General features: G+C 70.0%; 19 protein-coding genes. 12 read left to right on the top strand and 7 right to left on the bottom strand.

All coding sequences use genetic code 11. The features are described from left to right. Window positions 1–11: 11 nt before the first annotated feature. The 9 genes from WG898_RS04360 (at window position 12) to WG898_RS04320 (ending at window position 8,754) form a co-directional block, all read left to right on the top strand. Window positions 12–398: a DUF488 domain-containing protein gene (locus tag WG898_RS04360; protein ID WP_339601516.1), complete on the top strand. Its 387-nt coding sequence runs from the start codon at window positions 12–14 to the stop codon at window positions 396–398. Between the two features lie 37 nt (window positions 399–435). Further along, complete coding sequence (locus tag WG898_RS04355; RefSeq protein ID WP_339601515.1) at window positions 436–924, top strand: DinB family protein; 489 nt, start codon at window positions 436–438, stop codon at window positions 922–924. Further along, on the top strand, window positions 921–1,958 hold the full coding sequence (locus WG898_RS04350; protein ID WP_339601514.1) for a GNAT family N-acetyltransferase: 1,038 nt from the start codon (window positions 921–923) through the stop codon (window positions 1,956–1,958). The genes WG898_RS04355 and WG898_RS04350 overlap by 4 nt, the downstream gene beginning before the upstream one ends. A gap of 11 nt (window positions 1,959–1,969) precedes the next feature. Then, window positions 1,970–2,503 (top strand): cysteine hydrolase family protein, encoded by a 534-nt coding sequence (locus WG898_RS04345; protein ID WP_339601618.1) that lies wholly within the window; start codon window positions 1,970–1,972, stop codon window positions 2,501–2,503. Window positions 2,504–2,529: 26 nt separating this feature from the next. Next, complete coding sequence (locus WG898_RS04340) at window positions 2,530–3,111, top strand: GNAT family N-acetyltransferase (RefSeq protein ID WP_339601513.1); 582 nt, start codon at window positions 2,530–2,532, stop codon at window positions 3,109–3,111. A 128-nt stretch (window positions 3,112–3,239) separates the two neighbouring features. Further along, complete coding sequence (locus WG898_RS04335) at window positions 3,240–3,845, top strand: response regulator (protein WP_339601512.1); 606 nt, start codon at window positions 3,240–3,242, stop codon at window positions 3,843–3,845. 114 nt (window positions 3,846–3,959) lie between these two features. After that, complete coding sequence (locus tag WG898_RS04330) at window positions 3,960–6,341, top strand: penicillin acylase family protein (protein ID WP_339601511.1); 2,382 nt, start codon at window positions 3,960–3,962, stop codon at window positions 6,339–6,341. A 19-nt stretch (window positions 6,342–6,360) separates the two neighbouring features. After that, window positions 6,361–7,143 (top strand): hypothetical protein, encoded by a 783-nt coding sequence (locus WG898_RS04325; protein ID WP_339601510.1) that lies wholly within the window; start codon window positions 6,361–6,363, stop codon window positions 7,141–7,143. An 18-nt stretch (window positions 7,144–7,161) separates the two neighbouring features. Beyond that, a complete protein-coding gene (locus tag WG898_RS04320) occupies window positions 7,162–8,754 on the top strand; it encodes a serine/threonine protein kinase (protein ID WP_339601509.1) in 1,593 nt (530 codons plus the stop codon). Window positions 8,755–8,758: 4 nt separating this feature from the next. On the opposite strand, the gene WG898_RS04315 is transcribed toward WG898_RS04320, so the two are convergent. Genes WG898_RS04315 through WG898_RS04300 form a run of 4 tightly spaced genes read right to left on the bottom strand, consistent with a single transcriptional unit; the run spans window position 8,759 to window position 12,080 of the window. Continuing rightward, window positions 8,759–9,544, bottom strand: coding sequence for a transporter substrate-binding domain-containing protein (locus WG898_RS04315; protein WP_339601508.1), 786 nt, complete (start codon window positions 9,542–9,544; stop codon window positions 8,759–8,761). A 30-nt stretch (window positions 9,545–9,574) separates the two neighbouring features. Next, complete coding sequence (locus WG898_RS04310; protein WP_339601507.1) at window positions 9,575–10,063, bottom strand: RidA family protein; 489 nt, start codon at window positions 10,061–10,063, stop codon at window positions 9,575–9,577. After that, the gene (locus tag WG898_RS04305) at window positions 10,060–10,482 is read right to left on the bottom strand and encodes a c-type cytochrome (protein ID WP_339601506.1); all 423 of its coding nucleotides are present in this window, start codon (window positions 10,480–10,482) and stop codon (window positions 10,060–10,062) included. Before WG898_RS04305 ends, WG898_RS04310 begins: the two co-directional genes overlap by 4 nt. Continuing rightward, window positions 10,479–12,080 carry a flavin monoamine oxidase family protein gene (locus tag WG898_RS04300; RefSeq protein ID WP_339601505.1) on the bottom strand — a complete coding sequence of 534 codons (1,602 nt, stop codon included), beginning with the start codon at window positions 12,078–12,080 and terminating at the stop codon, window positions 10,479–10,481. Before WG898_RS04300 ends, WG898_RS04305 begins: the two co-directional genes overlap by 4 nt. 22 nt (window positions 12,081–12,102) lie before the next feature. Between WG898_RS04300 and WG898_RS04295 the strand changes: the two genes are divergently transcribed. Beyond that, window positions 12,103–12,639 (top strand): hypothetical protein, encoded by a 537-nt coding sequence (locus WG898_RS04295; RefSeq protein ID WP_339601504.1) that lies wholly within the window; start codon window positions 12,103–12,105, stop codon window positions 12,637–12,639. On the opposite strand, the gene WG898_RS04290 is transcribed toward WG898_RS04295, so the two are convergent. The 3 genes from WG898_RS04290 to WG898_RS04280 are packed head-to-tail and all read right to left on the bottom strand — an operon-like array spanning window position 12,609 to window position 14,928. Further along, window positions 12,609–13,259, bottom strand: a complete 651-nt coding sequence (locus WG898_RS04290; RefSeq protein WP_339601503.1) for a histidine phosphatase family protein — start codon at window positions 13,257–13,259, stop codon at window positions 12,609–12,611. The two genes, WG898_RS04295 and WG898_RS04290, sit on opposite strands and share 31 nt — an antisense overlap. A gap of 10 nt (window positions 13,260–13,269) precedes the next feature. After that, window positions 13,270–13,920 (bottom strand): glutathione S-transferase family protein, encoded by a 651-nt coding sequence (locus WG898_RS04285; RefSeq protein ID WP_339601502.1) that lies wholly within the window; start codon window positions 13,918–13,920, stop codon window positions 13,270–13,272. Between the two features lie 12 nt (window positions 13,921–13,932). Next, the gene (locus tag WG898_RS04280; RefSeq protein WP_339601501.1) at window positions 13,933–14,928 is read right to left on the bottom strand and encodes an XdhC family protein; all 996 of its coding nucleotides are present in this window, start codon (window positions 14,926–14,928) and stop codon (window positions 13,933–13,935) included. Window positions 14,929–15,082: 154 nt separating this feature from the next. Here WG898_RS04280 and WG898_RS04275 point away from each other — a divergent pair, with 154 nt between their 5' ends. Then, window positions 15,083–15,556, top strand: a complete 474-nt coding sequence (locus WG898_RS04275) for a (2Fe-2S)-binding protein (protein ID WP_339601500.1) — start codon at window positions 15,083–15,085, stop codon at window positions 15,554–15,556. 20 nt (window positions 15,557–15,576) lie between these two features. Continuing rightward, the gene (locus tag WG898_RS04270) at window positions 15,577–17,934 is read left to right on the top strand and encodes a xanthine dehydrogenase family protein molybdopterin-binding subunit (protein WP_339601499.1); all 2,358 of its coding nucleotides are present in this window, start codon (window positions 15,577–15,579) and stop codon (window positions 17,932–17,934) included. Window positions 17,935–17,939: the final 5 nt, after the last annotated feature.

Here is a 17,939-nt window from a genome sequence, read left to right as displayed (position 1 = left end):
GGAGTCAGCCCATGGTGCTGCGCATAGTGAGGCTGGGCACGCCCCGGCTGGCGGACGAAGGCCTGCGCATAGGCACGGTGCGGCGCCCGCCGCGCGGTGTGCCCAAGGCCGAGTTTGCGCGTCAGAACTGGTACGACAGCTGGTTCCCGACGCTGGCGCCCAGCGCCGAGACCATGAAGCTGGGCCAGGCCGCGCAGACCCCGGCCGAATGGGCCGCCTTCATCAAGAAATACCGTGCCGAGATGGCCGCACCCGAGGCTGCCCATGCGCTCAGGCTGCTGGCGGCGCTCTCGCACCAGGCCAACTTCTCGGTGGGCTGCTATTGCGAGCAGGAGGCGCATTGCCATCGCTCGGTGCTGCGCGCGCTGCTGGCCGAGCAGGGGGCGGCCTTGGGCTAAGCTTGCAGTTTCGCCAAAAACATTCGCGAGGATCACGGTGCAAGCACTCCAGCTGATGCGCAGCCTGTTCGCCTACAAGGCATGGGCCAACGAGGATCTCTACAACACCGTGGCCCGGCTGCCTGCCGAGACGCGCGCGGCCGAGCTGCATGCGGCGCTGCGCGTGCTCAACCACATTCATGTGGTGGACAGCATCTTCGCCGCCCATCTGCAGGGGCAGGCGCATGGCTATGCGGGCCTCAACACCCCCGAGACGCCCACGCTGGCCGAGCTGCGCGAGCGCGTGCAGGCCAGCGACCGCTGGTACCTCGGCTATCTGGACACGCTCAGCGACATGGCGCTGGGCGAGGTGCTCGACTTCAGCTTCGTGGACGGCAAGCCCGGCCGCATGTCGCGCGCCGAGATGCTGCTGCATGTGGCCACGCATGGCGGCTACCACCGCGGCGCGGTGGGGCGCATCCTGGTGCAGGCCGAGGTGGGCCCGCCGCCCGATTCCTTCAGCAAGTTCCTGCATCCCGACGCATGAGCTTGCTCGCCCTCTGCGGCAGCTTGCGCGCCGGCTCGCTGCACGCCCAGATGCTGCGCCAAGCGCAAGACCTGGCCCCGGCCGGCCAACCGCTTCGCCAGGCCTCCAGCCTGGGCGAGCTGCCGCTCTTCAACCCCGATCTGGAGGCGCGGCCACCGGATGCCGTGCGGCGCCTGCGCGATGAGGTGGCCGCCGCCGATGGCCTGCTGATCGCCAGCCCCGAATACGCACATGGCGTGAGCGGCACGCTCAAGAACGCGCTGGATTGGCTGGTGAGCTTCGAGCCGGCCGCCGGCATGCGCGTCGGCCTGTGGTCGGCCTCGCCGCGTGCCCGCCATGCCGATGCGGCGCTGCGCGAGACGCTCAAGACCATGTCGGTGCGGATCGTCGAGCCGGCCTGCTTGAGCCTGCCCCTGGTGGGCGCCGGGCCGGCACTTGAGACCCTGCTGCGCTCGCCAGCCACGGTGCAGGCCATGCAAGCCGCCATGCAGGCCCTGGCCGACGATGCGCCGCCCTGCGCACCGCCATGGCATCTGCGCCCGGCGCGGCCCGACGATGCGCAGCGCCTGGCCGTGGTGGGCCTGCAGGTCTGGCTCAACACCTATGTCACCGAGGGCGTCTCCGATGAGGTGGCGGCCTATGTGATAGCGCGCTTCACGAGCGCGAAGGTGAGCCAGCTCCTGGCCGATGCACAGCGCCACGTGCTGGTGGCCGAGGGGCCGGGTGGTCTGCTGGGCTACGCCCAGCTGCATCTGGCCGCCCCGCAGGGCGAGATCGGCACCGAGCTTGAATCCCTCTATGTGCAGGCCGCCTCGCATGGCCAGGGGCTGGGCCGTGCCTTGCTGGCCGCCGCCATGGCCCAGGCCGGGCCGCTGTGGTTCAGCGTGAATGCGCGCAACGAGCGCGCCTTGAACTTCTACCGCCGTGCTGGCTGCATCGAATTCGGCGAGACCTGGTTTGAGCTGGGTCAGGGCCGCTATCGCAATCTGCTGATGCGAACCCCTCTTTCTTCAGACACCGTGGAAACGCCTTGATGATGACGATGATGAATACCGCCCTGCTGGTGATCGATGTGCAACGCGCGCTGTTCGATCCCGAACCCCAACCCTTCGAGGCGCAGGAGACGGTGCAGCGCATCAACGCGCTGAGCGCGCGGGCGCGTGCCGCCGGCGTGCCGGTGGGCGTGATCCTGCATGAGCGCGAGGGCAGCGCGCTGGCGCACCAGAGCGAGGGCTGGCAGCCGGTGGCCCAGCTCTGCGTCGAGCCGGGCGACCGCTTGATACGCAAGACCACGCCCGACTCCTTTCTGCGCACCGAGCTGGGCGCCTGGCTGGCGGGCCTGGGCGTGCAGCGCCTGGTGATCTGCGGTTATGCCAGCGAGTTCTGCGTCGACACCACCACGCGCCGCGCCGCGGCGCTGGGTTTCGAGGTCGAGCTGGCGGCCGATGCCCACACCACCCACGACAAGCCCCACGCCACTGCGGCGCAGATCCGCGCCCACCATAACGCTACCCTGCCGGGCATCACCAGCTTCGGGCCGCGCATCAGCGCGCTGGCCAGCGCCGACATCGCGCTCTGAGGGCGCAGGCAGCGATGGTGCGGCCCTTGTTCAGCGTCGACGGGGTGGAGGCGCGCAGCGTCGATGTCAGCGCCGCGCCCCAGGTGCAGGCCCTGTTCGAGGCCAATCCGGCCTACTTCCTGCTCACCGGCGGCGAGCCACCCGGGCCGGCCCTGGGCCTGGAGGAGCTGGAGAGTCGGCCGCCCGAGGGCTGGCCCTACACGGCGCATTGGAGCCTCGGCTTCGTGCGCCCGGGGCAGCAGGGGGCGCCGGACGCATGGCTGGGCCTGGCCCTGGTCGACACCGATCTGCTCGCCAGCGGGGTCTGGCATATCGGCCTGTTCCTGCTCGCCACGCCGGTGCATGGCAGCGGCCTGGCACCGCGCCTGTACGCGGCGCTGGAGCAATGGGCGGCCAGCCAGGGTGCCGGTTGGATGCGCCTGGGCGTGGTGCTGGGCAATACGCGTGCCGAGCGTTTCTGGGAGCGCCAGGGCTATGTCGAGCTCAAGCGTCGCCCCGACATTGCGATGGGCCGGCTGCGCCAGACCGTGCGCGTGATGCTCAAGCCGCTGGGGACGCACAGCGTGGCCGAGCACCTGGACCGCGTGCCGCGCGATTGCCCCGAGTAGCTGCGAACAGCACCTGCCGCGCGGGCAACTGCTAGGCCAGGCCACGCCGCCAAGGTGGTAGATTGCGACCATCGCCGCGGGGCTTGCCCTGAGGCCGCCTGGGCACGCGCCCGCAGGAGTCTTTACCCATGCCGTTTGATCTGCCCGAGCTGCTCGGCCCTTTTTTGCTGCCGCTGCTGATCGCGATCCCGCTGGCCATCGTGGTCATCATCATCAGCACGCGCCGCGGCGACGATGTGGACGAGCCGCGGCGCCGCGAACCGCCGCCGCCGCGCCCGCCTTCGCGGCTGCCGGTGGCCGTGCCCGAGATCGTGCCTCCGCCGCCAGCGCCCGCGCCGGCGGCAGCGGGGCCGGCGCGCGTGCTGCTGGTGGACGACTCGGCGGTGGTGCGCGCCAAGCTCGGCAAGCTGCTGGCTGGTGCGGGCTACGAGGTGCTGGCGGCACGCGACGGCGTCGAGGCGCTGGAGCTGCTGGGCCGCGAGCATGTGCAGGTGCTCATCACCGACCTCGAGATGCCCAACAAGGATGGCTTCGAGCTGATTGCCGATGTGCAGGGCAGCCTGGAGACCGAAGACCTGCCCATCATCGCCATCACCGGCCATGAGGAGTTGCAGGGCCGCGTGACCCAGGTGCAGGGCCTGTACGGCATCTTCAAGAAGCCCTGGCACGACCGCGAGCTGCTCAAGCGTGTCGAGACCCTGACCCATTTGCGCAAGCCGCCGCCGGCGGCCTGAGCCTGGCCGCTATTGGGGCACGGGGGTCACGGGGGTCCCCCCGATGGCGGCGCGCGGCGCCTGTGCTGCAATCGGCACATGCGATTGTCATCAAGACTCCTCAAAGTAGCGGCCATGCTGCTGGCCCTGGTGGCGGCGCTCGCCGGCGTGCTGGGCTGGCATCTGGGCACCAAGCAGCCGCAGCGCAGCGGCACGCTGGCACTCAGCGGCCTGCAGGCGCCGGTGCAAGTGCGCTGGGACGAGGTCGGCGTGCCGCATATCAGCGCCGCCAACGAGCCCGACCTGTATCGCGCGCTCGGCTATCTGCATGCGCAGGACCGGCTGTTCCAGATGGAGATGGTGCGGCGCCTGGCGCGCGGCGAACTGGCCGAGATCCTGGGCCCCAAGCTGGTCGAGACCGACCGGCTGTTCCGTACGCTGGGCATCCGCGCCCACGCCGATGCCTATGCGGCGCGCGTGCAGGCCGCGCCGCCGACCCCGGCCATGCGCGCCCTGCAGGCCTATCTGGAGGGCGTCAACGAATACCAGGCAACGCGCCCAGCGCCGCTGGAGTTCGAGATCCTGGGCATCCCCAAGCGGCCCTTCACGATGGCCGACACCGTCAGCGTGGGTGGCTACCTGGCCTACAGCTTTGCCGCTGCGTTCCGAACGGAGCCTGCGCTCACTTATGTGCGCGACCAACTGGGGCCGGACTACCTCAAGGTGTTCGAGCTGGACTGGCGGCCCGAGGGGGCGGTGCGCAATGAACCCGGCCAGGCCCTCGGGCTGAAGGCGGGCGACTGGCAAGACCTGACCCGCCTGGCCCTGAACAGCCAGCAGGCGCTGGAACTGGCGGGCGTGCCGCAGTTCGAGGGCAGCAATGCCTGGGCCCTTAGCGGCAGCCGCACGCGCAGCGGCAAGCCCCTGCTGGCGGGCGACCCGCACATCGCCTTCTCGGTGCCCGCGGTGTGGTGGGAGGCGCATCTGCAGGCGCCCGGCTTCGAGCTCTATGGCCACCACCAGGCGCTCAACCCGATGGCGCTGCTGGGCCACAACCGCGAGTTCGGCTGGAGCCTGACGATGTTCCAGAACGACGATATTGACCTGATCGTCGAGAAGCCCAACCCCGACAAGCCCAATGAGGTCTGGCACCAGGGCCGCTGGGTGGCACTGCAGGAGCGTGAGGAGATCATCAAGGTGAAGGGTGCCGAGCCGGTCACGCTCAAGCTGCGCCGCTCGCCGCATGGCCCCATCGTCAACGACGCCGTGCCCGGCGCCACGGGCAATCGTCCGGTGGCGATGTGGTGGGCCTTTCTGGAAACCGAGAACCCGGTGCTGGAAGCCTTTTACGCGCTCAACCGCGCCAACAGCCTGGGCCGCGCGCGTGCCGCCGCCAGCCAGATCCATGCACCCGGGCTGAACGTGGTGTGGGCGAATGCCGAGGGCGACATCGGCTGGTGGGCCGCGGCCCGCCTGCCCAAGCGGCCGGCCGGCGTGAACCCCAGCTTCATGCTGGACGGCGCCAGCGCCGAATCCGACAAACTGGGCTTCGAGGACTTCAGCGCCAACCCGCAGGAGGAGAACCCGGCGCGCGGCTATGTGGTCTCGGCCAATCACCAGCCGGCCGGCGGCCAGCCGGTGCCGGGCTATTACAACCTCTGGGACCGTGCCCAGCGACTGGACGAGCAGCTGCGCCCGGCGGACCTGAAGTGGGACATGGCGCGCGCCCAGGCCCTGCAGCTGGATGTGCAGAGCGGCTATGCTCCGCGCCTGCTGCAGCCGCTGCTGCCGGCGCTGCGCGCGGCCGCGGCCGACGACGCCGAGCGCGCCCTGGTGGAGCGCCTGGCGGCCTGGCCCGGCCGCCATGAGCTGGGCCTCAGCGAGCCGGTGCTGTTCCACCAATTCCTCTACGAGCTGACGCGCGAGGCCATGGCCGACGAGATGGGCGAGGCCATGTTCGACAACCTGCGCCGCACCCGCGCGCTCGACCATGCCCTGCCGCGCCTGGCCGCCGATGCGAATTCGCCCTGGTGGGACAAGCGCGGCACACCGGCGGTCGAGACGCGCGAGCAGATCGTCGCCCTGGCCTGGCGAGCGGCCATCGCGCATCTGCGCCAGACCCTGGGCACCGACCCCGCCAGCTGGACCTGGGGGCGTGCCCATACCCTCACCCATGGCCATCCGCTCGGCCAGCAAAAGCCGCTGGACCGCCTCTTCAACGTCGGCCCCCTGCCGGCCCCCGGCGGTCACGAGCTGCCCAACAATATGGCGCAGCGCCTCGGGCCCGCACCTTGGAGCGTGGTGTACGGGCCCTCGACGCGGCGCGTGATCGACTTCGCGCGTGCCGGCGAGGCCCTGGGCAGCAATCCGGTGGGCCAGAGCGGCGTGTGGGGCGATCGCCATTACGAGGACCAGGCGCGCACGCATGTGCAGGGCGGCTACCGGCTGCAAGTGCTCAACGAACCCGATGTGCTGGCCCATACTCGCAGTACCCTGACGCTCAAGCCGGTGGACTGATATGTCTTTGCGAATGGCTATGGCTTTGTTGCTGGCCCTGCTGGCGCCGATCAGTCGCGCGCTGGACCTGCCCGCTGCCGCGGCCTTGCAGGCCAGGCTGGGCCAGCGCCCCCAGGCGGTGCAGGTGGTCGAGCCGCATCTGAGCGCGGCCGGGCAGCCGGTGAAGCTGCGCTATCTGGGCTACCCGGCGAGCCTGGTGTTCGAGCAATTGCTGGGCGCCGACTGGCGCCAGCCCGGGCGCGAGATCGAGCTGCGCGCGCTCGACGGCTTCGTCTCGCGCGTGCCGGTGGAGCGTTTCGCCAAATACCAGGCCTGGCTGGTGCAGGCGCGCGCCGATGGCGCCGCCTTCGTGGTCGACAACCATGCCCAGCATGAGAAGCAGGTGCCGCTGGGGCCGCATTACCTGGTGTGGGACAACATCGCCGCGCCCGAGCTGCTGGCCGAGGGCGGCGCGGTCTGGCCCTACCAGGTGACCAGCATCGCGCTCAAGCCAGGCAGCCGCGCGGCCCTGCTGCCCGCGGCGCTGGGGTCAGGTTTTGCCGAGCATGCCGAACTGGCGCAGAAATACTGCCTCAGCTGCCACCAGGTGAATGGTTATGGCGGCGAGAAGATGCCGCTGAATCTGGCGGTGCGCGCCAAGCTGCTGGACCTGCGTACCTGGCGCAGCTGGCTGCTCAACCCCCAGACGCTCAAGCCCGGCACCCCCATGCCGCCGTTGCCCGACAGCCTGCCCGCGGCCGAGCGCGAGGCCATCGCGGCCAAGCTGCACGCCTATCTGCGCGCCGTGCCGGTGCTGCCGTAAGAGGCCGAGACAAGCGCCATGGACCAGAGCGCTGCCGACGAACCGACCGACCGCGTGCTGCTGCTGCCGCCGCAGCTGGACGAGGCGAACGCGCTGCCGGCCGGCACGCGCTTTGCGGAGCTGGAGATCATCTCCACCCTGGGCGTGGGCGGCTTCGGCATCGTCTACCTGGCGCAGGACCATGCGCTGCAGCGCCGCATCGCGATCAAGGAATACATGCCGGCACAGCTGGTGCGGCGCGACAGCGGCAGCCTGGTGACGGTGCGTGCCGGCGTGCTGCGCGAGACCTTCGAGCTGGGGCGGCGCAGCTTCGTCAACGAGGCGCGGCTGCTGGCGCGCTTCGACCACCCGGCCCTGCTCAAGGTCTATCGCTTCTGGGAAGCGAACGGCACGGCCTATATGGCGATGCCCTATCTGCAGGGCCAGACGCTCAAGCAGGCAAGGCTGGCAATGGCGCAGCGCCCCGACGAGGACTGGCTGCGCCGCGTGCTGCTCGCGCTGCTGGATGGCCTGGCGCTGCTGCATGCCGAGGCCGTCGTGCACCGCGACATCTCGCCCGACAACATCCTGCTGCCAGAGGGCGGTGGCGATCCCATCCTCTTGGACTTCGGCGCGGCGCGCCAGGCCATCGAGGATCGCAGCCAGCATCTCACCGCCATCCTCAAGCCCAGCTTCGCGCCGATCGAGCAATACGCCGAGGCCACCGGCCTGCGCCAGGGCCCCTGGACCGATCTCTACGCGCTCGGCGCGGTGATGCATTACCTGCTGCTGGGCCACCCGCCGCCGCCCGCCACCGCGCGCGCCATGGTGGACGAATACCTGCCGCTCTCGGGTGCCGGCCTGGTGGGTTATTCGATGCCCCTGCTGCTGTGCCTGGACTGGATGTTGCGCGTCCATCCGCAGGAGCGCCCCGCGTCGGTGGCCGAGCTGCGCGCCGCGCTGGCGGGCGAACGCGCCGCGCCGCTGCCGCCGCAGCCCACCGCGCCGGCGGTGCACCAGGGCATGCTGGAGCGCGGCTATGCGCCCACCCAGCAACTGCCGGAGCCCGCCGTGCCGCCGCCACCCGATCTGCTGCTGGACGAGGCGCCCTTGCCTGAGCCACCGCCGGCCCCGACCTTGGTGCCGCTCGCACCCTTACCGGTGCAGCCGCCGCCGGTGGGCAGGGGCAAGCGTCTGGCACTGGCCTTGGCGCTGACGGGCCTGGCGGCCGCGGCAGGCTGGAACTGGTTGCCCCGGGGGGCGACACCGCCCGTGCCCGCGCCGGCGCCGGCGAGTTCCGCCGCGGCCGCGCTGATCACCGAGACGCGCGACGAGGTCGGCGTGCCGGTGCGCACTGACCAGCCGCCGCGGCCCGCGGTCGGTGCGTCGAGGCCGCCAAGCCCGCGCACCGCTGCGCGCGCCGCCAATGCAGCGTCCGCGCCCGCCGCGAGCAGTAGTGTGTCCAGCGCCGCCGAGCCACCCGCAGGCCCACGCGAGGCCTGCGGCAATCGCAGCTTCCTGGCGCTGGCCTATTGCATCGACCGCGAATGCGAGAAGCCGGTATTCCAGCAGCACCCCGAATGCCTGCGCCTGCGCGAGCTGCGCGAAAACCGGCAGCGCAATCGCCAGTGACTGCTCAGGGCTTGCAACTGGGCGCGCGGCCCTCGCCCTTGAGCCCGTTCAGGTGCTGGCCCAGCCATTTGCCATAGATGCGTTTGGCCGTGCCGTCGTCCACCATGGTCTTGAACACCGCCTGCACCTCGGCTTCCAGCGCCGACTGGGCGGCGCGCTTGGAGTAGGCGACGGTGAGATGGGTGGTGTTGAGTACCAGGGTGTCGCCGAAGGCCTCGTCCAGACCCAGGCTGTTGATCAGGTAGTTGATGGTGGAGAGCGAGCCGCCCACGGCATCGGAGTCGCGTCGCGCGGCGGTCTTCTTCACGCCCATGGTGTAGTCCAGCACCATGTCCTTGCGGGCCGCCTCGTCCTTGTCGAAGCGCGGGTCGATCTTGAGGCCGCGCGAGGCGCTGGTGGTGATCTTGTACAGGTCTTCGTAGCTCTGCAGGCTGATGCCCTTGCGTGCGCGTACGCCAAAGTCCAGCGGCACCAGGCAGGTGCCCTTGTTGGCAATGCGCGCGCGGGCATCGCCCCAGGCCATGATGGAAAAGTCGATCGCGCCTGACTCCAGGTCCATCTCCACGCGGATATAGGGTGTCAGCGTCCGATGGGTCTTGTGGCCGCTGCGGCGCTCGAACTCGTCCAGAAAATCCACCACGATGCCGGTGTAGGGCGCGGCCGCGTTCTTGTCGGGGTTGCGCTGGGCCCAGGGGGTGAACTGGATCATGTCCACCTGGAACTCGGCGGCATTTGACGCGGGCAGACTCAGCGTCAGCAACAGGGCTGCGGCGAGGCGGCAAGACAACATGGCACGGGCTCCGCGTAGGTCTGGGCTTGTTCAGGGCCGCACGGCCGTGACCTCGATCTCGACCAGCCAGCCCGGCAGCACCAGGGCCGCCACCTGCATCACCGAGCGTGCCGGCAGGCGGGGCTGGGCCGGCGTGCCGAAATGTTCGCGGTAGGCGGCCATGAAACCCTCGAAATCCATCTTGCCGCCCTTGGCCGGGTCGCCCACCAGAAACACCTGCATCTTCACCACGTCGCCCATGGTCAGGCCCAGGCCCTTGAGCGTGCGTTCGATGCCGGCCAGGGTGCCGGCGGTCTGGCTGCGGGTGTCGCCATAGGCGGCCAGGCTGCCGCGTTCGGCCTTCTCGTCCAGCACCGGCGGCACCGCGCCGCTCAGATAGACCAGGGTCTTGCCGGCCGGCACCTCCACCGCGCTGGCGATCGGGAAGCTGGAGCCGGGCGTGCGGTGGCGCAGCACCTCGTCGGCATGGGCCGTGCCGACCAGCAGCAGCAGCGAGGCCAGGATGGCGATCAGTTTCATGGTTGTTGGTTTCCTTCTTCTTGTTGGAGGGCGGCGCGCAGCGCGGCGACCTCGTCCTTGCCGATGGGGATTGCGCCGGGCGGGCCGAAGCGCCGCAGCACCTCGCCGGCCACCGCGCCGACCTGGCCATCGTCGAGCACGCTGGCAAAGGCCGGCATGGCCTTGCCGCCCTTCAGAATCATGCGCAGCAGATAGGGCGTGGCGGCCAGGCGCGCATTGCCGGCCAGCGCCGGGTAGGCGGCCGCGCCGCGGGCACCGCGGCCGTCGGGCATATGGCAGCCGGCGCAGATGGCGGCGTAGAGGGCCGGGCCGCTGCGCTGCTCGAAGCCCCAGCCGGCCGAGAAGCGCGGCTCTTCGCCCGCCGCAGCCGGCAGGGCGAGCAGGCTGAGCGTCAGCAGCAGGGCAGGGCGGGTCGTCATGCACTGGCCCTGGCGTGCAGCTGCGTCACCGCATGCTGGGCCGAGAGCACCGCGCCCTCCTGCCAGGCCGGCAGCAGCGAGGCATGCTCGCCGGCCAGGATCAGGCGGCCGTCCATCTGCAGCAGCTGCGGGTAATGGCGCTCGCGCGCCGCCTGCGTCCAAGCGGCAAAGCAACCCAGCGTGGCCGGGTGGCGATGCCAGGCCACCGCCATGCCATGCTCGAACTCGGCCGGGTATTGCGGATGGATCTGCGCGCCCAGGCGCAGCGCCTCGCGCACGCGCTCGGCCGGGGGCAGGGCGCTGAACTCGTAGGCATTGGCGCCAAAGGCATAGGCGCCCAGCAGCACGCCCTTGCGCGCATGGAAATGGTGGCTGGGGTAGCCTATCGTGCGTATCGCCAAGTCGGTGCTGCTGATGCCGCCGTAAATGCCCTCGTCCTCTTCCCAGAAGCGGCGCTTGAACTGCAGGCCCACCTTGAGCGCGGCGAAATAACTCACCGCATCGATGGCCGCGCGCAGCGCCGGGCTGATGCGCATCTCCAGCTGCGACAGCACCGACAGCGGCAGGGTGCAGACGCACCAGTCGGCACTGGCGCTGTGCCGCTGGCCGGGGCTGGCAAGGGTTTCGTAGTGCGCCGTCACGCCGCGCTCGTCCTGCTGAATCTCGGTGACCCGCGCGCCGTAGCGGATGCGCGGCCCCACGGCCTTGGCCAGGGCTCGCGCGATCGCGTCCATGCCGCCCACCGGCTGGAACAGCGGCATCTGGTATTCGAAGGCGCTGCCGAGGTCGAGCCGCCCCATCAGGCCGCTGTCGAGCAGATCATGCAGGCCGAGCGGCTGCTCATGCGGCGGCCCGGCCGACACGCCGGCGCCCGCCTGCGTGCCGGCAAAGCCGCGCCGCTCGGCGGCGATCTCGCCGGCCCGGTAGCGGCCCTGCGCATCCAGCGCGCCGTGGCTGCGCAAGGCCTCCAGCAGGCGTGCCTGGTCCTCGTTGCTGAGGGCCTCGTCGAGCCGCTGCTGCTGCACCACCTTGGCCAGCAGCTCGCTCACCTGGCCCTGGAAGTCGGCCTGCAGCTCGCGCCAGCGCTGCGGCCTGCCGCCGAAGGCTTTTTTCCCATGCACATAGGCGTTCTGGTTGATCTGGATGAAGGGCTGCAGCGCCACGCCCAGGCGCTTGCAATAGCCCAGCACGCCATGGTGGTGGTAGGGGATGCGCCAGGGACCGGGGTTGAAGTACTCGCCGGGTGCGAACTCGCAGCGCTGGCTGGCGCCGCCGAGCTCGGTGTAGCGGTCGCCGCCGCGCAGGGTCCAGCAGCGGCCGCCGGGGCGCGCCTGGTATTCCAGCAGCTGCACCCGGTAGCCAGCGCGCTGCAGCTCATGGGCCGACACCAGGCCGGCAAGACCTGCCCCCAGCACCAGCACACGGGCCCCCGTGGGCGCCCGGCCCAGGCCGAAATCGGCGCGCGCCGGCGAGGCCTGCGCCAGGCCCAGCTGCGCGAGCGCGGCATAGACCGCGCCGCTGCCCGCCACGCGGCCCAGCCGTTGCAGCCAGGCGCGGCGGGTGGGTTGTTGAGGCGGGGTGCTTGCAGGCCGGAGCATGAGCGCAGTCTAGACTGTGGCTATGCTCCGCGCCGCGCTCCTCTTCGCCATCTTGCTGTCGGCTTGCTGTGCCGCGCTGGCGCAGAACCCGCCCTGCCTGATCGTGTACGGACATGGCCGCAACCTCGGCAGCGAGGCCGAGAACCTGGCCTGGGACCGCCTCAATCTGCGCTTCAACCAGCAGGTGGCGGCCAGCCTGGATGCTGCCGGCCGGCGCGTCGTGCCTATGCTGCTGCGCGTTGGCAGCAGCAGCGATCTCGGCGCCACGCTTGAAGCGGTGCTGGGCGAGGCGCAGCGCCAGGGCTGCGAGCTGGTGGTTGACACCGCCGTGTTCGCCGACGACGCGAATGCCGCCCTGGTGTTGCGCCTGCGCGTGCACCCGCTGCTGCCGGCCCTGGGGCCGCGCGCCGCTGCAAGCCTGCCGCGCGTGGGCGAGGCCATCTACACCAGCCAGCGCGATTTCGACTTCAGCCCGCGCGTGCTGGAGCGGCTGCAGCTGGATCGGCTGGCGCAGGAAATGACGGCCGGCTATCTGGCCGACAGCGCCCCCAGACCCTGATCGGCCAGGCCCTCCAGATGGGCCGCGTCGGCCCAGCCGAGGACCTCAAAGCGCCCGCCGTCATGCACGCGCACGCGGTTGATGCCGGTATTGGGAATGGCGCATTCGCGCGGGCCATGCAGGGGCAGGGCCTGGGCATGGCGCCACACCATGTCGAGCACGCCGCCATGGGTGACCACGGCCAGGGTCTGGCGCGGGTGTGCCACCGCCAGCCGGCCCAGCGCGCCGATGACACGCTGGAAGAAGCGCTGGCGGCTTTCGGCGCCACCCGGCAGCGCGTAGTCGGGTTCCTGGCGGGCCCATTGCGCGAACTCCTCGGGATGGGCGCGGCGGATGTCGTCGAAGCTCATGCCTTCCAGAATGCCGAAGCCCTGCTCGCGCAGCGCTGCTTGCCGCTCGGTCTGCAGGCCCAGGGCATGCGCCAGCGGCGCGGCGGTCTGCAGCGCGCGGCTCAGATCGCTGGCCACCAGGGCCTGGATGGGCTCGCCGCGCAGGCGCGCCGCCAGGCGCTCGGCCTGGGCCAGGCCATGGGCGTTCAGCGGCACGTCAATCTGGCCCTGGAAGCATTGGCGGCGATTCCAGTCGGTCTCGCCATGGCGTATCAGCAGCAGCTCGGTCATGGCGCGCCGATCAGATCCAGGGCTGCGGCAGCCTCTCGGTGGCAATGGCGCGCTGCACCGCGGGGCGCTCCAGCATGTGCTGCAGGAAGGCGCCCAGCGCCGGCCAGCTGCGCGCCGGGCGCGCAAAGCCGCGCGTCCAGCGGCACAGCATGAAGGCAAATGGGTCCAGGGCGCTGTAGCGCTCACCCAGCATCCAGGGGCCGCGCTGGAACTCGTCGTCCAGCAGTTCCAGCAGGCCGCCGGGCGCCGAGATGCGCGCCTCGGCGTGGGCCTTGACCTGGGCCACACCGGCGGTATTGCCCTCGTCCACCCAGCGCTCGGGGTAGTAGTAGGCGATCAGCAGCGGCTGCAGGGTGTTGGTGAGCCACATCAGCCATTTATAGGCCTGCGCCCGTTCGGCCGTGCCCAGCGCCGGCAGCAGGCCGGCCTCGGGGTGCGTGTCGGCCAGGTGCAGCAGGATGGCGGCGGTTTCGCTCAGCACCAAATCGCCATCCACCAGGGCCGGTATCAGCCCCATCGGGTTGAGTTTCAGGTAGGCGGGCGAGCGGTGCTCGCCGCGGCTGCGGTCCACCAGCTTCAACTCGAAGGGCTGGCCTAGTTCTTCAAGCAGGATGTGCGGCGCGAAGCTGGCATTGCTGGGGTAGTAGTGCAGTTGGATCATGGTGGCACCATCCTAAAGGCTGCAGCCCGCCTCTGCGCCCGATCCGGCCGATGTGCTGCTGAGCGTGACGCCGTAACGTTCGGCGGTCATGTGGGCGAGGATGGACAGTGCGATCTCGGGCGGCGTGCGCGCGCCGATGTGCAGGCCCACCGGCCCGTGCAAGCGCGCCAGTTCAGCCTCGCTGAGGCCGAAATGCTCGGCCAGGCGGGCGCGGCGCTTGGCCTGGTTGAGGCGCGAGCCGATCGCGCCCACGTAGAAGGCCGGGCTCTTGAGCGCTTCCATCAGCGCCAGGTCGTCGAGCTTGGGGTCGTGGGTCAGGGCCACGATGGCGCTGTGGCCGTCCGGGGCAAAGGCCTGCACGCAATCGTCGGGCATCTCGCGCGTGATGCGGGCGCCGGGGATCTCGGGCTGGTATTCGTTGCGCGGGTCGCACACCAGCACCTGGTAGTCCAGCGCCAGCGCGAAGCTGGCCAGGTATTGGCTGAGCTGGCCGGCGCCGATCACGAGCAGGCGCCATTGCGGGCCGTGGTGGGTGACAAGGGTGGCGGCGCTGAGTTGCACCACATCGGCACCGGCCTCGGGTGCGTGCAGGCTGACGGCGCCGCTGCGCATGTCCAGCACGCGCCGCACGCGCTCGCCGGCGGCCAGCTTGGCGAGCAGGGCATCGATCTGCGAGGTCGGACCCAGCGGCTCCAGCACCAGCTCCAGCGTGCCGCCGCAGGGCAGGCCGAAGCGCGTGGCCTCCTCGGCGCCCACGCCATAGCGGATCAGCTCGGGCCGCTCAAGCCGCAGCGCGCCCTCGCGCAGCCTGGCGACCAGATCGTCCTCGATGCAGCCACCCGAGACCGAGCCGGCGATCTGGCCATCGCCGCGCACCGCCACCAGCGAGCCCACCGGCCGCGGTGCCGAGCCCCAGGTGCGCGTGATGGTGCCCAGCACCACGCCGCGCTTGTCTTGGTCAAGCCATTGCGCCACCTGGCGCAGCACCTGCAGATCTACGTTGTCCATTGCCGCCAGCCCCTTGCTATCGCAGCAGTGTGCCAGCTTGACGCACAACCCAGGGGTGGCGGGCTCTATGGATGGGCATACAGGAGGGATAACGGTAGCTGTCGAGGCGGGCAATCCCCGCGAGCATGGGGCGCTACACCCACAAGGAGACATCATGAGCAGCCAGAAAACGACGCTCAAGGTCAATGGCAAGACGGTCACGCGCGAGATCGCGCCCGAGCGCTTGCTGGTGCAGTTCCTGCGCGAGGACCTCGCGCTCACCGGCACCCATGTGGGTTGCGACACCGGCCAATGCGGCGCCTGCACGGTGCACGTGAACGGCCATGCGGTGAAGGCCTGCAATGTGCTGGCGGTGCAGCTCAATGGCGCCGAGATCACCACCATCGAGGGGCTGGCGGCCCCAAGCGGCGAGCTGCATCCGATGCAGGCGGCCTTCAAGGAATGCCATGGCCTGCAATGCGGCTTCTGCACCCCCGGCATGGTGATGAGTGCGGTGGACCTGGTGCAGCACCATGGCTGCGGCAGCGAAGCCGAGATCCGCGAAGGCCTGGAGGGCAATTTCTGCCGTTGCACCGGCTACCAGAACATCGTGCGCGCCGTGCAGCTTGGCGCCCAGGGCATGAAGTAAGAAGTGAGGAGTACCGCCCCATGAACGCACCCCAGCAAGGCCTGATCGGCCAAAGCGTGCGCCGTCGTGAAGACGCGCGTTTCCTCACCGGCCGCGGCCAGTACACCGACGACATCGTGCTGCCGCGCCAGACGTTTGCCTACTTCCTGCGCAGCCCCTATGCGCATGCGCGCATCAAGCGCATCAACACCGCGGCGGCCAAGGCGGCGCCCGGCGTGCTGGACGTCTATACCGGCGAGCATTTCCGCGCCGTTGGCGGCCTGCCCTGCGGCTGGCTGATCAAGAGCCTGGACGGTACGCCGATGAAGGAGCCCAAGCACCCCATCCTGGCGGATGGCAAGGTGCGCTATGTGGGCGATCAGCTGGCGCTGGTGGTGGCCGAGAGCTATGCCGAGGCCAAGGCCGCGGCGCAGCTGATCGAGGTGGACTATGAAGACCTGACCCCGGTGGTGGACGTGGCCGCTGCCAAGGGCGCGCCGGCCAGCGTGCATGACGCCGAGGCGCCCGACAACGTCTGCTACACCTGGGGTTGCGGCGACAAGGCGGCCACCGACGCGGCCTTTGCCAGCGCGCCGCACATCACCAAGCTGGCGTTCCGCAACAACCGGCTGATCCCCAACGCGATCGAGCCGCGCGCAGCCAATGCCAGCTACAACCCGGCCGACGAGAGCTGGACGCTTTATGTGGCGAACCAGAACCCGCATGTCGAGCGGCTCCTGATGTGCGCCTTCGTGCTGGGCATCCCCGAGCACAAGGTGCGTGTGGTGGCGCCGGATGTGGGCGGCGGCTTCGGCTCCAAGATCTTCCTCTACGCCGAGGAGACCGCGCTGGTATGGGCCAGCAAGCAGCTGGGCCGGCCGATCAAGTGGACCGCCGAACGCAGCGAGAGTTTCCTCAGCGACGCCCATGGCCGCGACCATGCCACGGTGGCCGAACTCGCCACCGACGACGACGGTCATTTCCTCGCCCTGCGCGTGCACACCACCGCGAACCTGGGCGCCTACCTCTCCACCTTTGCGTCCAGCGTGCCGACGATTCTGTACGCCACCCTGCTGGCCGGCCAGTACCGCACGCCCAAGATCTACGCCGAGGTGACGGGGGTGTTCACCAACACTGCGCCGGTGGACGCCTACCGCGGCGCCGGCCGGCCCGAGGCTACCTATGTGGTGGAGCGTCTGGTCGAGACCGCGGCGCATGAGCTGGGCCTCGACCCGGCAGAGATCCGCCGCCGCAATTTCATCCATGACTTCCCCTACGCGACGCCGGTGGGCCTGACCTACGACACCGGCGACTACCAGGCCACGCTCAGCAGCGTGATCGAACTGGCCGATGTGGCGGGCTTTTCCGCGCGCAAGGCGGTCAGCGAGGCCAAGGGCCTGAAGCGCGGCATCGGCTACTCCACCTATATCGAGGCCTGCGGCCTGGCGCCCTCCAACATCGCCGGCGCGCTGGGCGCGCGCGCCGGCCTGTTCGAGGCCGGCGAAGTGCGGGTGCATCCCACCGGCAAGGTCACCATCTTCACCGGCAGCCATTCGCATGGCCAGGGCCACGAGACCACCTTTGCGCAGGTGGTGGCCGACAAGCTGGGCATCCCGATCGACGATGTGGACATCCAGCATGGCGACACCGGCAAGGTGCTGTTCGGCATGGGCACTTATGGCAGCCGCTCGCTCTCGGTGGGCGGCACCGCCATCGTCAAGGCGGTGGACAAGGTGATCGCCAAGGGCAAGAAGATCGCCGCCCACCTGCTGGAGGCGGCCGACACCGACATCGAGTTCGAGCATGGCGTGTTCAAGGTGGCCGGCACCGACCGCGCCGTGCCCTTTGCCTCGGTGGCGCTGACCGCCTATGTGCCGCACAACTACCCGCTCGACAAGCTGGAACCCGGGCTGAACGAGAACGCCTTCTACGACCCCTCCAACTTCACCTACCCGGCCGGCAGCTATGTCTGCGAGGTCGAGGTGGACCCGGCCACCGGCGCGGTGCGGGTGGACCGCTTCAGTGCGGTGGACGACTTCGGCAACATCGTCAATCCGATGATCGTCGAGGGCCAGGTGCAGGGCGGCATCGCGCAGGGCATAGGCCAGGCGCTGCTGGAACATGGCATCTACGACGTCGAGAGCGGCCAGCTGCTCACCGGCAGCTATATGGACTATGCGATGCCGCGCGCCGACGACCTGCCCAGCTTCCAGATCAAGACCGCCAAGGGCACGCCCTGCACCCACAACCCCTTGGGCGTGAAGGGCTGCGGAGAGGCCGGCGCGATCGGTTCGCCGCCGGCGGTGATCAACGCCATCTGCAACGCCATCGGCGTCAAGGATGTGCCCATGCCCGCCACGCCGCATGCGGTGTGGATGGCGATTCAATCCGCACGTTGAGCATG

The sequence above is a fragment of the Paucibacter soli genome, assembly GCF_037482845.1.
In the GTDB taxonomy this organism is placed as follows: domain Bacteria; phylum Pseudomonadota; class Gammaproteobacteria; order Burkholderiales; family Burkholderiaceae_C; genus Paucibacter_B; species Paucibacter_B soli.
This window is presented reverse-complemented; position numbering and strand designations above follow the sequence as displayed.

What these genes read in the sequence shown, in the direction of transcription:
- WG898_RS04360 (WP_339601516.1), top strand. Translation starts at nt 12, where the DNA reads ATGGTGCTGCGCATAGTGAGGCTGGGCACGCCCCGGCTGGCGGACGAA.
- WG898_RS04350 (WP_339601514.1), top strand. Translation starts at nt 921, where the DNA reads ATGAGCTTGCTCGCCCTCTGCGGCAGCTTGCGCGCCGGCTCGCTGCAC.
- WG898_RS04345 (WP_339601618.1), top strand. Translation starts at nt 1,970, where the DNA reads ATGAATACCGCCCTGCTGGTGATCGATGTGCAACGCGCGCTGTTCGAT.
- WG898_RS04335 (WP_339601512.1), top strand. Translation starts at nt 3,240, where the DNA reads ATGCCGTTTGATCTGCCCGAGCTGCTCGGCCCTTTTTTGCTGCCGCTG.
- WG898_RS04330 (WP_339601511.1), top strand. Translation starts at nt 3,960, where the DNA reads ATGCTGCTGGCCCTGGTGGCGGCGCTCGCCGGCGTGCTGGGCTGGCAT.
- WG898_RS04325 (WP_339601510.1), top strand. Translation starts at nt 6,361, where the DNA reads ATGGCTTTGTTGCTGGCCCTGCTGGCGCCGATCAGTCGCGCGCTGGAC.
- WG898_RS04320 (WP_339601509.1), top strand. Translation starts at nt 7,162, where the DNA reads ATGGACCAGAGCGCTGCCGACGAACCGACCGACCGCGTGCTGCTGCTG.
- WG898_RS04315 (WP_339601508.1), bottom strand. Translation starts at nt 9,544, where the DNA reads ATGTTGTCTTGCCGCCTCGCCGCAGCCCTGTTGCTGACGCTGAGTCTG.
- WG898_RS04310 (WP_339601507.1), bottom strand. Translation starts at nt 10,063, where the DNA reads ATGAAACTGATCGCCATCCTGGCCTCGCTGCTGCTGCTGGTCGGCACG.
- WG898_RS04305 (WP_339601506.1), bottom strand. Translation starts at nt 10,482, where the DNA reads ATGACGACCCGCCCTGCCCTGCTGCTGACGCTCAGCCTGCTCGCCCTG.
- WG898_RS04300 (WP_339601505.1), bottom strand. Translation starts at nt 12,080, where the DNA reads ATGCTCCGGCCTGCAAGCACCCCGCCTCAACAACCCACCCGCCGCGCC.
- WG898_RS04295 (WP_339601504.1), top strand. Translation starts at nt 12,103, where the DNA reads ATGCTCCGCGCCGCGCTCCTCTTCGCCATCTTGCTGTCGGCTTGCTGT.
- WG898_RS04290 (WP_339601503.1), bottom strand. Translation starts at nt 13,259, where the DNA reads ATGACCGAGCTGCTGCTGATACGCCATGGCGAGACCGACTGGAATCGC.
- WG898_RS04285 (WP_339601502.1), bottom strand. Translation starts at nt 13,920, where the DNA reads ATGATCCAACTGCACTACTACCCCAGCAATGCCAGCTTCGCGCCGCAC.
- WG898_RS04280 (WP_339601501.1), bottom strand. Translation starts at nt 14,928, where the DNA reads ATGGACAACGTAGATCTGCAGGTGCTGCGCCAGGTGGCGCAATGGCTT.
- WG898_RS04275 (WP_339601500.1), top strand. Translation starts at nt 15,083, where the DNA reads ATGAGCAGCCAGAAAACGACGCTCAAGGTCAATGGCAAGACGGTCACG.
- WG898_RS04270 (WP_339601499.1), top strand. Translation starts at nt 15,577, where the DNA reads ATGAACGCACCCCAGCAAGGCCTGATCGGCCAAAGCGTGCGCCGTCGT.